15 protein-coding genes and 4 tRNA genes are annotated in these 13,235 nt (G+C 40.3%); 16 read left to right on the top strand and 3 right to left on the bottom strand.

All coding sequences use genetic code 11. From position 1 onward, the window contains the following. Positions 1-2 precede the first annotated feature (2 nt). The 10 genes from WCW66_03340 to WCW66_03295 all read left to right on the top strand — a co-directional run bounded on the left by WCW66_03340 (position 3) and on the right by WCW66_03295 (position 7,851). Positions 3-932 (top strand): serine hydrolase, encoded by a 930-nt coding sequence (locus WCW66_03340; GenBank protein MFA6391758.1) that lies wholly within the window; start codon positions 3-5, stop codon positions 930-932. 24 nt (positions 933-956) lie between these two features. Continuing rightward, a complete protein-coding gene (locus WCW66_03335) occupies positions 957-1,451 on the top strand; it encodes a small multi-drug export protein (GenBank protein MFA6391757.1) in 495 nt (164 codons plus the stop codon). Positions 1,452-1,461: 10 nt separating this feature from the next. Beyond that, entirely contained in the window at positions 1,462-2,256 is a 795-nt protein-coding gene (gene tpiA, locus WCW66_03330) for a triose-phosphate isomerase (protein ID MFA6391756.1), read from the top strand. Positions 2,257-2,267: 11 nt separating this feature from the next. Further along, complete coding sequence (gap, locus tag WCW66_03325) at positions 2,268-3,275, top strand: type I glyceraldehyde-3-phosphate dehydrogenase (protein ID MFA6391755.1); 1,008 nt, start codon at positions 2,268-2,270, stop codon at positions 3,273-3,275. 307 nt (positions 3,276-3,582) lie between these two features. Continuing rightward, a tRNA-Glu gene (locus WCW66_03320) sits at positions 3,583-3,657 on the top strand. A gap of 83 nt (positions 3,658-3,740) precedes the next feature. Further along, on the top strand, positions 3,741-4,091 hold the full coding sequence (locus tag WCW66_03315; GenBank protein ID MFA6391754.1) for a hypothetical protein: 351 nt from the start codon (positions 3,741-3,743) through the stop codon (positions 4,089-4,091). A 30-nt stretch (positions 4,092-4,121) separates the two neighbouring features. Beyond that, the gene (locus WCW66_03310) at positions 4,122-4,823 is read left to right on the top strand and encodes a 50S ribosomal protein L25 (protein ID MFA6391753.1); all 702 of its coding nucleotides are present in this window, start codon (positions 4,122-4,124) and stop codon (positions 4,821-4,823) included. Next, a complete protein-coding gene (locus WCW66_03305; GenBank protein MFA6391752.1) occupies positions 4,771-5,916 on the top strand; it encodes a DUF3048 domain-containing protein in 1,146 nt (381 codons plus the stop codon). The genes WCW66_03310 and WCW66_03305 overlap by 53 nt, the downstream gene beginning before the upstream one ends. A gap of 15 nt (positions 5,917-5,931) precedes the next feature. Next, positions 5,932-6,474, top strand: a complete 543-nt coding sequence (locus WCW66_03300; GenBank protein MFA6391751.1) for a type II secretion system protein — start codon at positions 5,932-5,934, stop codon at positions 6,472-6,474. 105 nt (positions 6,475-6,579) lie between these two features. Then, positions 6,580-7,851: a DUF3048 domain-containing protein gene (locus WCW66_03295; protein MFA6391750.1), complete on the top strand. Its 1,272-nt coding sequence runs from the start codon at positions 6,580-6,582 to the stop codon at positions 7,849-7,851. Positions 7,852-7,879: 28 nt separating this feature from the next. Here WCW66_03295 and prmC read toward each other — a convergent pair whose 3' ends face one another. The 3 genes from prmC to rpmE are packed head-to-tail and all read right to left on the bottom strand — an operon-like array spanning position 7,880 to position 10,105. Then, positions 7,880-8,710 (bottom strand): peptide chain release factor N(5)-glutamine methyltransferase, encoded by an 831-nt coding sequence (gene prmC, locus WCW66_03290; GenBank protein MFA6391749.1) that lies wholly within the window; start codon positions 8,708-8,710, stop codon positions 7,880-7,882. Further along, complete coding sequence (gene prfA / locus WCW66_03285) at positions 8,697-9,767, bottom strand: peptide chain release factor 1 (GenBank protein MFA6391748.1); 1,071 nt, start codon at positions 9,765-9,767, stop codon at positions 8,697-8,699. Before prfA ends, prmC begins: the two co-directional genes overlap by 14 nt. A gap of 56 nt (positions 9,768-9,823) precedes the next feature. Continuing rightward, positions 9,824-10,105: a 50S ribosomal protein L31 gene (gene rpmE / locus WCW66_03280; protein MFA6391747.1), complete on the bottom strand. Its 282-nt coding sequence runs from the start codon at positions 10,103-10,105 to the stop codon at positions 9,824-9,826. A 291-nt stretch (positions 10,106-10,396) separates the two neighbouring features. On the opposite strand from rpmE, the gene rpsB reads away from it, so the two are divergent. From rpsB to WCW66_03250, 6 genes are all read left to right on the top strand, one after another. Next, on the top strand, positions 10,397-11,137 hold the full coding sequence (gene rpsB, locus WCW66_03275; protein MFA6391746.1) for a 30S ribosomal protein S2: 741 nt from the start codon (positions 10,397-10,399) through the stop codon (positions 11,135-11,137). A gap of 29 nt (positions 11,138-11,166) precedes the next feature. Beyond that, positions 11,167-11,967 (top strand): translation elongation factor Ts, encoded by an 801-nt coding sequence (tsf, locus tag WCW66_03270; protein ID MFA6391745.1) that lies wholly within the window; start codon positions 11,167-11,169, stop codon positions 11,965-11,967. Between the two features lie 18 nt (positions 11,968-11,985). Next, entirely contained in the window at positions 11,986-12,774 is a 789-nt protein-coding gene (locus WCW66_03265; protein ID MFA6391744.1) for a tetratricopeptide repeat protein, read from the top strand. 9 nt (positions 12,775-12,783) lie between these two features. Next, positions 12,784-12,859: transfer RNA gene (locus tag WCW66_03260), tRNA-Thr, on the top strand. 191 nt (positions 12,860-13,050) lie between these two features. Next, positions 13,051-13,136, top strand: a tRNA-Tyr gene (locus WCW66_03255). A 1-nt stretch (position 13,137) separates the two neighbouring features. Further along, positions 13,138-13,212 (top strand) — tRNA-Thr (locus tag WCW66_03250). Positions 13,213-13,235: the final 23 nt, after the last annotated feature.

Genomic DNA, 13,235 nt, shown 5'->3' with positions numbered 1-13,235 from the left:
GTATGGTTTACTATCTGATAATTGGAATTGTTTTTTTCGGCCAGCTGTTTCCACCGATTATTCAGGGTGCGAGCGGAGAGTTGTCATCTGTTATAGATGGAAACAATGTTGTTCAGATGAAAGTTCAGGAGTCGGTAGCGTCCGCGGATTCTGTGCCGGAAAAAGTTTCCGACAGTTCAGGAATTTTTTTAACTTCAAGTTCTGCGTTGGTAATGGATAAAGCAACCGGTAAAATATTATTTCAAAAGGAACCGGACCAGCAACACTCAATTGCTAGCGTTACCAAACTAATGACTACACTTGTTTTTCTGGAAAACAATCCCGGTTTTGATCAGATCGGCCAGATCGGTGTGGGCGAGAACAGTCTGGAAGGATCCCGGGTGCAGGTAAAAAGTAATGATCACATGACCCTGGAGGATCTTTTTTATGCTACTCTGGTCGGATCAGCGAATAACGCCACTCAAGCCTTGGTCCATGCAACAGGTTTAACAGGGGAGGAGTTTGTTGCAGAGATGAATAAAAAAGCCGAAAGTCTCGGTATGAATAACACGCTATATGTTGAGCCAACGGGTCTTGATTCAAAAAATATATCGACAGTAATTGATCTGGCTAAATTGGGTAAGGTGGCTTTTTCTCAAGCAAAAATCAGCGATGCAACGACCCGCAGGGAGCATTCTTTTATAACACTTGATAATAGAGAATTTCATAAGCAAATTTCTCAGAATGTTTTACTCGACAGTTATTTGAATATAACCGGTGCGAAAACCGGATTCACATATGATGCCGGATACTGCATGGTGGCACAGGCCGAAAATGAGAATGGAAATGAAGTGATTGTCGTGGTACTTGGTAGCAAATCCAGTGATACCAGATTTGAGGAAGTCAAAGCATTAACGACTTGGGCATTTGATAACTTTGAGTGGAAAAATTAATTTACAAAAGGTAACCATTATTGTATGCTGAACATAGATTACGCAGGATTATTCAACAATATTTCACCGGAATGGGCGACGGTTTTAATCGCTATGCTGCCGATTGCAGAACTGCGCGCATCAATCCCGATTGCACTCGGGGTATATGATCTGCCGGTATTAGAAAGTTATTTTTTAAGCGTTGCAGGTAATATTTTTCCAGTAATATTTATTCTGTGGCTATTGGAACCATTTTCCCGCTGGCTATCCGCACACTCCAAATTTTTCAAAAAGTTTTTCGACTGGTTATTTTTACGAACACGGAAAAAATTTGCTGCAAAGTACGAAAAATGGGGATTGTTGGCATTGGCAATATTCGTTGCAATTCCTTTACCGGCGACCGGCGCCTGGACCGGTGCAATTGCGGCATTCCTGTTCGGCATTCCTTTTAAAAAATCAATAGTTTCGATTACACTGGGTGTAATGATCGCCGGAGTAATAGTAACGCTTATTAGTTTGGGGGCTAAATCAATAATTTAAATACAATTATATGCCTGGACTAAACTTTCCTTTCGTAATCGGTAACTGGAAGATGAATCTGACTCCCTATGAGTCGGAAACAATTGCTAAAAAAGTTGTAGCCGGTCTGCCACCGGAAGGTCTTCCGGTTGAGATCGGGATTTGTCCGTCATTTCCGGCTATGGAACGAGTGCAGAGAGTGATTGCCAAAACCAGTATATCACTCGGATCACAAAATATGTTCTGGAAAGAGGATGGTTCTTATACCGGAGAGGTATCGGTGCGTATGTTGAAAGACATGGGATGTCATTATGTAATCTTAGGACATTCCGAAAGACGTATCCATTTATGCGAAACCGATGTTGAAATCAATAAGAAAGTGAAACTGGCCTTGCAATACGGTTTAGTTCCTATCATCTGTGTAGGTGAGAAATATGAGGAACGCCAGGACGGCAAAAGAGATATAGTAATTATGAATGAAATTGCCAACGCCTTAAAAGGCATTGATCGTTTTAACCAGCTGATCATTGCCTATGAACCAGTGTGGGTAATCGGCAGGGGAGAAGCGATAGATCCGAACGAAGCACATTCCGCGATTGGTTTGATCAAATACACTTTGAAAGATATGTATCCGCAAAAAACAATTGACGAGAAAATAAGAATTCTTTACGGCGGTAGTGTTGATGATAAAAATATTAATGACTTTGTGGATAACGAAAATATCCACGGTGTGCTAGTCGGTGGTTCCAGTCTCAAACCGGAAATATTCACCGGAATGATTTATAATCTGGCAAAAAAATATATAGATTCCAAACTTAATTCTTAATATTTATAACAATGATTAAAATAGCTATCAATGGTTTTGGCCGGATCGGCCGTGCAGCTTTTAAAATAGCATTGGAAAGGAAAGAGTTGGAGGTTGTGGCAATCAATGACCTCGCCGATAATGAAACATTGGCGCATCTTTTAAAACACGATACAGTTTATCGTACATATGATAAAAAAGTAAAAGGCGATGCGGAAGGTATTGAAGTCGATGGAAAACACTATAAAGTCTATGAAGAGAAAGATCCTTCCAAATTGCCGTGGAAAGAACTTGGCGTTGATATTGTTTTAGAATGTACAGGGAGATTTAGAAAAGAAGAAGAGGCCGAACTTCATATCAAGGCCGGCGCAAAGCAGGTGATTCTTTCCGCGCCGGGAAAAGGCGATGGGGTAAAAAGTTGTGTGGCTGGTGTTAATGATGGAGATTATGACCCGTCTAAAGATTGTGTAATAGATAACGCATCCTGTACCACAAACTCGGTGGCTCCGGTTATGGAAGTGTTACATAGAGTATTTGGGATTAAGAAAGCAATGCTGACGACTATCCATTCCTACACCGCTGATCAGAATTTAGTTGATGCTCCGCACAAAGATTTGCGCAGGGCACGTGCTGCCGCGGAAAATATTGTACCCACAACGACTGGAGCCGCAAAGGCAACTGGAAACACAATCCCGGATCTGAAAGGGATTTTTGACGGATACGCTGTCCGCGTCCCGACCATGGACGTTTCACTTTCTGATTTAACGATTCTGTTAAAAAAAGAGGTAACTGAAGAAGAGGTTAATAATGCATTGAAAGAAGCTTCGGAAACGGAGCAGTACAAAGGTATTTTAGGGGTGACTGAAGAACCGCTGGTTTCGACAGATTTTATTGGTGATACACATTCTACAATTGTCGATCTTAGCCTGACCAAAGTAGTGGCTGGTGATCTAGTGAAAGTTGTAACATGGTATGACAATGAATGGGGATACACCAGTCGGTTAGTGGATATGGCGGAAAGAGTAGGAAAGAAATTGTAAAACTTGAAATTATAAGGCAGGGTGTGTTAAGATATGCTCTGCCTTTTATGCCACTATTCCTTCGACTCATCCCGCTTTTGCGGGATTCGCTCAGGACAGGCATCAGGGAAAATCACTTTCCTATCGTCTAGTGGGTCTCGCGTGAGCGAGACGGGTGGCAGCGAGACAATCCCGATTCATCGGGGGAAGTCGAGCGCCGCTGGATGCGACTATAGGAGCATTCGGCGCCACCCCGGACTAGTACATTAGGTTCTCCCCCCTACGTTACTTTCAGTAACTTCGGAGGGCGGGCATCCTTACAAATAATGGCCCTATCGTCTAGTGGTTAGGACATTAGGTTCTCATCCTGAAAACAGGGGTTCAACTCCCCTTGGGGCTACCAAAACATATTCAACACCCCGTCTAAAACGGGGTTGACTTTATCACAAAATTTGTGATATAATCGTGGTACATAAAAAATACAGAATGATGAAATCACCCAATGATCCTTATCTCCAGGGAGAGGGGATTAAATTAATATCATATTGTCCTCTGTGTAACACTCAGTATAACCCGCTGTCGGCGAGAATACTGGATGAACGCGAGGATGCGCATTTGGTTCATATCAAATGCAAAAGCTGTAACAGTTCTATTGTTGCCCTTGTTTTGAATGGGGCAATCGGAATCAGTTCAGTAGGATTAATTACGGATCTAACCAGTGATGACGTTTTGAAATTTAAAGATGGTGAAACAGTTACATCCAACGATGTGCTTGATCTTCATTCGGAGCTTTCAAATGGTCAATTACTTGAACACATTCTGAAGCTGAATAAATAATAATGTAATCATAATTACGAAAGGAATAAGATGGACACTGTGATTTTAAATGCAAAAAAAAGAACAATAACGGGAAAAGACGTAAAAATACTGCGCGAGCAAAAAATTATTCCGGCGGTTGTATACGGCCCGAGCATCGAAACTCAATCCTTAGAAATTGATTTTTTGACGTTTAAAAAAGTATTTGAAGAAGCCGGAAGAAGCACGTTGATTGATCTTAAAATGGATGAGGGAAATGCTGTTAAGGTTCTGGTACAAGACATTCAGTATGATCCGGAAACGGACCTGCCGATTCATGTTGATTTCAGACAAATAAATATGAAAGAAAAAGTAACAGCTGAGGTGCAGATCAAGTTCATCGGTGAATCTCCGGCAGTTAAAGAAAAAGGTGGAATTCTGGTTAAAAGCGTTGATCATTTAGAGATACAGTGTCTACCAAGCGATCTTATTCATGAAATTGATGTTGATATATCAAAACTTGTAGATTTTGACACTGTGATTCATGTTAAAGATTTAATAATTCCGGAAAATATTACTATTCTCAACAACCCTGATGAAGCAATTGTTCTAGTTGATGAGCCAAGATCGGATGCGGAAATGGAAGCGCTGAATGAAGAGATAACGGTTAAGGTTCCAGAAGGTGCTGAAGAAGAGGTTAAAGAAGGTGCGGAAGTAACAGATGATAAATCTGAAAAAGGGAAAGAGAAGAAAGCAGAAGGTAAAGAGAAATAATAAATTTTATTCTCAAGATAAAAATATGGCTTCAGAAAAAATAAAAAAATTCCTCAACAAACGATCAACAAAAATTATTTTGATCGCAGTATTAACAATTGGATTGGTTGTAACAATCAGCTATTTTGTCTTTAAAGATGATTCAGTAGATCAGAATTCAGAAATTAATTCGAATGTTTCAGAATCACTTGAACCGCGCGTTTTAGACGGTGTAATGGTGGAGAAAGACAAAACAAATCGTTATCCATTTGCCGTAATGGTTGAAAATCTATCAACCGTGAGACCTCAGTCGGGTTTGGATAAGGCGGGGATTGTATATGAAGCATTAGCGGAAGGTGGTATCACCCGGTTCCTGGCAATCTATACAACTGCTGATGAGATCAAAGAAATAGGCCCGGTTAGGAGCGCCCGTCCGTATTATCTGGACTGGGTGGCAGAATACAGCCCGCTTTACGCGCATGCGGGGGGTAGTCCGGATGCAATCAGGTTATTACAGCAGATTGATAACATTATTAATCTGGACCAAATCGGCGGACAGCACGCATATTTTTGGCGTGATGCTTCCCGGTCAACAGCCAGTGAACACACCTTGTTTACGTCATCAGAGCTCTTAACATACGCTTTACGTGATAATGAAGCACCCGAAGAAGGAGATTATGAACCGTGGCTATTTAAGGCAGAAAAAACTGCGTCCCAGAGAGTAAATGAGGCTAAAAAAATATCTATTGATTATTCAACATTCAGTTATAAAGTTGATTATCAATATGACTTTGCAAATAACCGATATATGAGACTCAATGGCGATGTGCCACATACGGACTTTGTTACCGGCAATCAACTCTTTGCTAAAAATGTAATAGTCCAATATGTAAAAACAAGAATTGCCGATTCTCCACGCCTGGCTATGGATACTATTGGTGAAGGTGGCGCGCTATTGTTCCAAGACGGTGAAATGATTAACGCAACATGGGAAAAGGAGGATGTTTCCGGTAGAACCCGTTTTTATTCAGCTGATGGGCAGGAGATAGAATTAAATCCTGGTCCAACCTGGATACAGATCGTGCCGACTGATCGGACAGTTGAATATAATTAAGCTTTATTTAACTGTATGAAATTAAGGTGCAAAAAAGGCTTTACATTAATAGAGCTGTTAGTTGTTATTGCTATTATAGGCCTGCTGGCTTCGATCGCAGTAGTTGCTGTGAATAGTGCCCGAATGGATACAAGAAATACAAAACGTAAAGCTGATATTTCTCAAATAACTAAAGCATTGGAAATATATTTTAATCGATTTGGCAGATACCCGGATAATTCTACAGCAACAGGATATGATCAACAAAATTTTTATGGAATTGGTGGTTATTGGTGGGATTCTAGTTGTAATATAGATGGAAGTAATGATACTTTTATTACCCCACTAACAGATTTAGGAATAATGGTTAATATACCTAATGATCCATTGAGCAGAGGAAGTTTGTCAACTTGTTATAACTATACTAGTACACGTTTTGTATCTGGCGTGCCTGTTGACGGATATTATTTATATTCATTTCTAGAGAATAGTCAATCTAGTGAAAATAATAATTGTCCAGAACTAATCACTAGCCCAGCTTTGAATTGTTATCATCAAGGCGATATGCAGTCTTTGTAAAATCGAAAATGTTATGACAATTTGGAGTATAGTTAGCAGAATTGCCTTTAATCTTAAGTTCTATTATAATTATCTCGTGTTATGTAATATTTATTAAACAGATATATGAGTAAAACGAAAAATAAAAAGGATATGAAAAAAGATCAGGAAAAGCAAGCGGAGAAACTAGAAGAATCAGTTGAAAAAATAGACGTTAAGGTTGAAAAAGGTAAAGAATCGAAAATAAAACCAGAGGAACCAAAGGGAAAGTCAGATGCGGTAAAACATCAGGATTCAAATAAAGCAAAAAATCCGTTTCAAAATCTGTTTAAAGAAAAACCACTATTAGTTATTGGTTTGTTTCTTTTGGTCGGAGCAATTATTAGCTGGATTTTAATTAGCGCCATGGCGGGGGAAGTTAAGGATATTTTTTCTTCCGGCAACCCAATTGCTAAAATTGTAAATGTTAATAATAGTACTGAAGCTGTATCCTTAACTAGAGCCAGGCTTCTGGACGGAAGGATTGTCGCGAATGAAAATGCATCTTTACTGCCGGTGGGAGTGATGATTGAAAACCTGCCGTCAGTCCGTCCTCAGTCGGGCCTTTCACGGGCACAAATTGTATATGAAGCATTAGTGGAAGGGTTCTCAACCAGATTCTTAGTTATTTTTGATCCAAAAGAAATGCCGGATAAAATAGGACCGGTGCGCTCGGCACGGCCATATTACCTGGAGTGGATATCTGAATATGACGGACTGTATACCCATGCAGGTGGAAGTCCGGAAGCTTTAGGCGCGATTCAGGGTTTAGGACTGAAAGATTTGGATGCCTTGCGAAAAGGTCAGTATTTTTGGAGAGACAATACAGAATCCGCACCGCATAATTTATTTACTTCGGGTGAATTATTATCATTTGCCTTAAGGGATATGGAGCTGGAAAGTGAAACTGCTAAATTCGATTTGGGTACCTACAGTGATGACCCGGATTTAAATAACCGGCCGGAAGATGCAAAAAAAGTGATAATCCGTTTTTCTGGATTCAATTATGAAGTTGAATATCAATATGACCGGGACAGCGACGAATATCTACGTTTCAACGCGGGTGTTGAACATAAGGACAGGAATAACGATCAGCAAATCCGTGCAAAAAATGTGATTGTAGTTGAAATTCCTCCGGTCGTTTCAATCGGAGAAAAAGGAAGATTAACTTTTGATATCCAGGGCGAGGGGAGAGCACTGGTTGCCCGTCATGGGGAGGTAATCGAGGGTACTTGGAAAAAGCCGGATCGGACGACGAAAACCCGATATTATGATGCAACCGGAGAAGAAATTGATTTGGGCCGTGGCAGCACCTGGGTTCACATAATCCCGAGTACGCAGGAATATACTTACGAATAGAAATTTGTAATCAGTTTTGATAAGAATTCTACAATTGAATTGATAGAATTCTTTCTTTTCCGGCTAAATCCTTGATTATTTTAATATTTGCTTCGGGAAATATATTATGGACATATGATTCAATCTGCATTGATTGCGGCGGGTGAATCTCCAGTATCATTTTACCGCCTGCTTTAAGTTTGCCCGGCGACTGCTCTATAATTTTTTCAAGAAATTCTAAGCCACTATTCTTCCCGAATAATGCTTGTTTCGGTTCATATGAAATCTCCTTTTTCTGCTCGCTCATTGGCAGATAGGGGAGGTTAGCAATTATTATTTGAACTGGAGTATCTATGACATTTAGTAGGTCACCATGCACAAAGCGTATTTGATTTTCTACTCCCAGTCTCTTGGCATTAGTTTTTGCAACAGCCAGCGCTTTTTTTGAAATATCGGAAGCAATTACTGTAACCTTCGGCATGTTTTTTGCTATAGCGACAGCGATGCAACCGGATCCCGTACCTATGTCAGCGATAATTACTGAAGAATTATTTTTCAAATCATTCAGAACAGCATCTACCAGCAGTTCGGTCTCGGGGCGGGGGATTAATACATTTTTATCAACATAAAAATCCAAACCGTAAAATTCTTTATTGTGCGTTAAATAAGCTACAGGTTCAAACTGTGCTCTTTTTTTGATTAACCTATCCAGAATTGAAGTTTGTTTTTTTGTGAGAGTAATTTCAGGATGACTAAAGATATATTCTTTAGGTTTATTCAAAACATATGATAACAAAACTTCTGCATCAAGAGCGGCAGAAGGGATTGAGCTTGTCTTAAGTTTGAGAGTGGCGACTCGAAGCCAATTATTTATTTGCATTTTCCAGTAATCTTTTATGATCCTCGTTCCTCAGGCTTTCAATTATTTCCGTTATTTCACCGTCAAGAATTGCGTTTATCTCATGCCAGCTTTCTTTAATCCTGTGGTCGGTAATCCTGTCCTGTGGTATATTGTATGTTCTGATTTTTTCTGCCCGTTCACCGGTACCAATCTGAGAGCGTCTTGCGTCTCCGCGTTTCTTGCTTTCTTCATCCTGTTTCACTTTCAAAAGGCGGGCCCTTAATACTTTCATTGCTTTATCTTTGTTTTTGATTTGCGATTTTTCGTCCTGGCAAGTCACTACTGTATCAGTGGGCAGGTAAGTAATGCGAACGGCTGAGTCAGTTGTATTTACACTTTGCCCGCCGTTGCCGGATGATCGATAGACATCGATGCGCAAATCTTCCGGTTTGATTTCAATATCTACATCTTCCGCTTCCGGCAGAATGGCGACGGTGGCGGTTGATGTGTGTACGCGCCCGTTTTTTTCGGTATCAGGTATGCGCTGAACCCGGTGCACTCCGCTTTCATATTTCAGATCACTATAAACCCGGGATCCTATTATTTCAAATATTATTTCCTTAAACCCGCCAATTTCATTTCTGTTCGCATTTAACAACTGTGTTTTGAATCCTTTTCTTTCCGCGTAACGGGAATACATTCTGAATAAGTCGCTGGCGAATAATGCCGCTTCATCCCCGCCGGCACCTGCTCTAATCTCCACAATAATATCCTTTTCATCCATAGGGTCTTTCGGTAGAAGTGCGTGTGAAAGTGCCTTTTCGGCATCAGATAATTTTTGCTTCAAATCATTGAGCTCTTCTTCTGCTATCTGTTTAATCTCCGGCTCATCATCATTTTTAATCAATTCCTCTGTTTCCGCATAGGCCTTCTCCAAATGTTTGAGTTTTCTGGTTAATTCGATTGTTTCTTTAAGATCATTATATTCTTTTGAAACAGACTGCAGTTTACTATTATCATTAGCAAGATTCGGATCCTGCAGGGTCCGTTCCAGTTCATCAAAACGATCGGTAAGTTGTTTTATCTTTTCTTTCATTTAAATAAAATGCCCTCTATCCAAAATATCGCAAATAGAGAGCACCTTTAAATCAGTTATTTCTTAACTTGTTTTTTTGCTGTTTCTTTCGTTTTTGATTTCACCTTTTTTTTCGGAGTTTTTGCCTTCATTGCGTCAGATTTTTCCTGGATACGTTTAAAGCGATCGACTCTGCGTGCAGTATCGATAAACTTCTGTTTTCCGGTATAAAACGGATGGCAGGAAGCACAAATTTCCACCTTAATCTCCTTTACTGTTGAACCGGCGGTAAAAGTGTTACCACATGCACATGTAACAGTTGCATCGGGATAATATGTCGGATGACCTTCTTTTTTCATTGTTTTTTCATAGATATTTGCTTAAACACGGCTTTATCCTACCAGAAACCCTGATATTATGCAAATTCGGTGGTTTCGTGTCTGACAGGAGTATTGCGACTTGCTAAATTTGGGCTTTTAGGCTATTATTGTTACGCTTTATTAATAAGTAATCTCACATACTCTTTTTTGGCTCAAAACTGCCTAAATTGGCTGTTTTAGCCCTAAGCCTACCCTTGTCCCTCCGGCATACGCAGGATGGATTTATAGGCCTAGATATTGAGAAGAGTAGAGGAAAGAAAGGCAAACACAATGAAAGAGGTAGAAGTACTTGAATTACTCAAAAATGGTGTCCATTTTGGACATCAAAAATCACGTCGGCACCCCAAAATGGAACCGTATATTTTTACGGCTCGGAACGGGGTGCATATTATTAACCTGGAAAAAACAGTAGAACGACTCAACATCGCCCGTGAGTATGTTCGCAATACTGTTATGAAGGGTGGAAGCATATTATTTGTCGGGACAAAACGCCAGGCTAAAGATATTGTTAAGAAGCATGCCCAAGCGGTTGGCATGCCTTTTATTACTGAGCGTTGGTTGGGCGGTCTCTTCACCAATTTTGCAAATGTTTCTAAATTACAAAAACGGTTGATTAAATTAGAGGGTCAGGCAAAGTCAGGCGAGTTGGATAAATATACCAAGAAAGAGAAACTGGACTTCACCAAGGAAATAGAAAAACTGGAGAAGCTGGTCGGTGGGATGAAAAATATGAACGTTCTGCCTTCCGCGGTATATGTTGTTGACATCAAAGATGAAAAAACCGCGGTAAAGGAATCGATAAAGAAAAAAATTCCTTTAATCGCGATTACTGATACAAACACCAACCCTTCCATCATTAAATATCCGATACCGGGTAATGATGATGCGACAAAGTCAATTGAGTTGATTACCAGCCTGATTGCAGAAGCGGTTGCTGAAGGAAAAACACTGAAGGAAAAAGGTGCAGTCGCAGAAAAGGAAAAAAAATCTGAGACACTTCCTAAGAAATAGTACGGAGATTAATATTCAAAACTAAAATTATGGCAGAAGTAACATTAGAACTTATCAAAGAATTAAGAGAAAAAACCGGCGCCGGAATAATGGATGCGAAGGAAGTGTTGAAAGAGGCGGAAGGGGATATTGAAAAAGCGATTGAACTCTTAAGGAAAAAGGGAGATAAAATATCCATAAAAAAACAGGACCGGGAAGCCAAGGAAGGTGTGATTGCTTTCTCAATTGCAGGAAATAAAATAGCGGTAGTTGAATTATATTGCGAAACAGATTTTGTTGCTCGTAATTCAGATTTTATTTCCGCGACAAATGCACTGGCGAATAAACTTATAACATCGGGTGTAGATTCCTTTGAATCTTGGGCAAAAGAAGAAATAAAAAACAATCTGATAGTAAAAGTCGGTGAGAATCTACAGCTTGGTAAGTTCGAAGTGGTAGAGGGCAGTGTCCTGGGCAGTTATCTGCATATCAATAAAAAAGTGGCCAGCATTGTTGTTCTCTCCGCCGGTGATGAAGAATTGGCGCACAGTATTGCCATGCAGGTTGCAGCAATGAATCCACCCTATCTTTCTCCTGAAGATGTTCCTGAAGATGTAAAGCAAAAGGAAATGGAAATCTATAAAGAGCAACTCGCTTCCGAAAATAAACCCGAAAATGTAATGGAGAAGATTATAATTGGAAAAATGGCTAAATATTATTCAGAAGTGTGTCTGCTAAAACAACCCTTTTTCCAGGATGAAAAGAAAACGATTGAAGATTTGGTAAAAGAGAGTGCCGCTAAAATGGGCGGTGAGATAAGGATCGAGAAATTTATCAGGTATTCCATCTAAAAAAATCACTAGACTAAAATGATTGTAGATATTACAGCTCTAGTTCTGGTAATAGTAAGCTCAGTTATACTGCTTGTGATTATTTTCAGGAAGTTCTCTATTTTGGCTACTATTGACGTGGATACGGTACCTCAAGAAAGACTTGATCAGAAAAAAGAGGATATTATTGAAATGCGGTTGCGCAGGAAGTTTGAATGGTTGCGTGATAAGATATTGATTGTCGTAAGGCCACTGCTTAAAGGTATCGGAAACGCATTCCGATTCTCATATCGGAAAGCGCTTGAATTGGAGAAAGGTTATCAGGAAAAATCCCAGTTAAAAAGTGATAAGTCATTAACAAACCAACAAAAAGTATTGGCACTGATGTCTGAAGGTGAGGAATTGATCAAGAGGGGAGAATACGCCCAGGCGGAAAAGAAATTTATCCAGGTGATCAGCATGGATCACATGAACATATCGGCATATGATAATCTGGGTGAAACATATATGGGGCAAAAAGATTATGAGCATGCAATTGAAGCACTGCAACATGCTCTGAAACTGGATGAGAATAACAGTCTGACACATCAAGACCTGGGTATGGTGTATAAAGAAATTGGCGACCTGGAAAAAGCTGTAATGTATGTGAAAAAAGCGGTAAAATTGGATCCAAACAATCCTAAATACCTTGACTGTCTAATAGAAATCAGTATACTCCATAAAGATAAGTACACAGCGCAGGAAACTTTCAGAACATTGAAAAGAGTGAATCCGGAGAATCAGAAATTGGTGGAATTGGAAAAACAGATATCTGACATGCACATTTAAAAGCAACATGCCCACCTAGCTCAGCTGGTAGAGCACTCCCATGGTAAGGGAAAGGTCATCGGTTCGAATCCGATGGTGGGCTCCACGGGTCATCAAATGCTTCAGGTTACGTGTATGCAAGTTTTGCATCCACTCCACCTTCCGCATTTGTGCCCCTTTCCCCAAAAACCGCTGTGCGATTTTTGGGGGCCCCATTACTCTTCGCAAATCCGTGCTCGTCCCGCGTTCGCGGGACTGCGCTCCTGATTTGCTCGGTTTGGGTTCGTTTAAATACATGGGTCGGTACCGAAGCGGTCAAACGGGACAGACTGTAAATCTGTTGGCTTTAGCCTTCGGGGGTTCGAATCCCTCCCGGCCCACCATGCCGAGATAGCTCAGTGGTAGAGCAGCTGTTTTGTAAACAGCAGGTCGGAGGTTCGAATCCTCTTCTCGGCTCCACGGGTCATCAAATGCTTCAGGTT

It is taken from the genome of Patescibacteria group bacterium (assembly GCA_041664365.1).
Taxonomy (GTDB): Bacteria; Patescibacteriota; Patescibacteriia; order UM-FILTER-42-10; family UM-FILTER-42-10; genus JAHJEX01.
Note: the sequence above shows the minus strand (reverse complement) of the source record. Positions and strands in the feature narration are given on the sequence as shown.

Coding starts and splice junctions, on each gene's coding strand:
- WCW66_03340 (MFA6391758.1), top strand. CDS start 3: ATGGTTTACTATCTGATAATTGGAATTGTTTTTTTCGGCCAGCTGTTT.
- WCW66_03335 (MFA6391757.1), top strand. CDS start 957: ATGCTGAACATAGATTACGCAGGATTATTCAACAATATTTCACCGGAA.
- tpiA (MFA6391756.1), top strand. CDS start 1,462: ATGCCTGGACTAAACTTTCCTTTCGTAATCGGTAACTGGAAGATGAAT.
- gap (MFA6391755.1), top strand. CDS start 2,268: ATGATTAAAATAGCTATCAATGGTTTTGGCCGGATCGGCCGTGCAGCT.
- WCW66_03315 (MFA6391754.1), top strand. CDS start 3,741: ATGATGAAATCACCCAATGATCCTTATCTCCAGGGAGAGGGGATTAAA.
- WCW66_03310 (MFA6391753.1), top strand. CDS start 4,122: ATGGACACTGTGATTTTAAATGCAAAAAAAAGAACAATAACGGGAAAA.
- WCW66_03305 (MFA6391752.1), top strand. CDS start 4,771: ATGATAAATCTGAAAAAGGGAAAGAGAAGAAAGCAGAAGGTAAAGAGA.
- WCW66_03300 (MFA6391751.1), top strand. CDS start 5,932: ATGAAATTAAGGTGCAAAAAAGGCTTTACATTAATAGAGCTGTTAGTT.
- WCW66_03295 (MFA6391750.1), top strand. CDS start 6,580: ATGAGTAAAACGAAAAATAAAAAGGATATGAAAAAAGATCAGGAAAAG.
- prmC (MFA6391749.1), bottom strand. CDS start 8,710: ATGCAAATAAATAATTGGCTTCGAGTCGCCACTCTCAAACTTAAGACA.
- prfA (MFA6391748.1), bottom strand. CDS start 9,767: ATGAAAGAAAAGATAAAACAACTTACCGATCGTTTTGATGAACTGGAA.
- rpmE (MFA6391747.1), bottom strand. CDS start 10,105: ATGAAAAAAGAAGGTCATCCGACATATTATCCCGATGCAACTGTTACA.
- rpsB (MFA6391746.1), top strand. CDS start 10,397: ATGAAAGAGGTAGAAGTACTTGAATTACTCAAAAATGGTGTCCATTTT.
- tsf (MFA6391745.1), top strand. CDS start 11,167: ATGGCAGAAGTAACATTAGAACTTATCAAAGAATTAAGAGAAAAAACC.
- WCW66_03265 (MFA6391744.1), top strand. CDS start 11,986: ATGATTGTAGATATTACAGCTCTAGTTCTGGTAATAGTAAGCTCAGTT.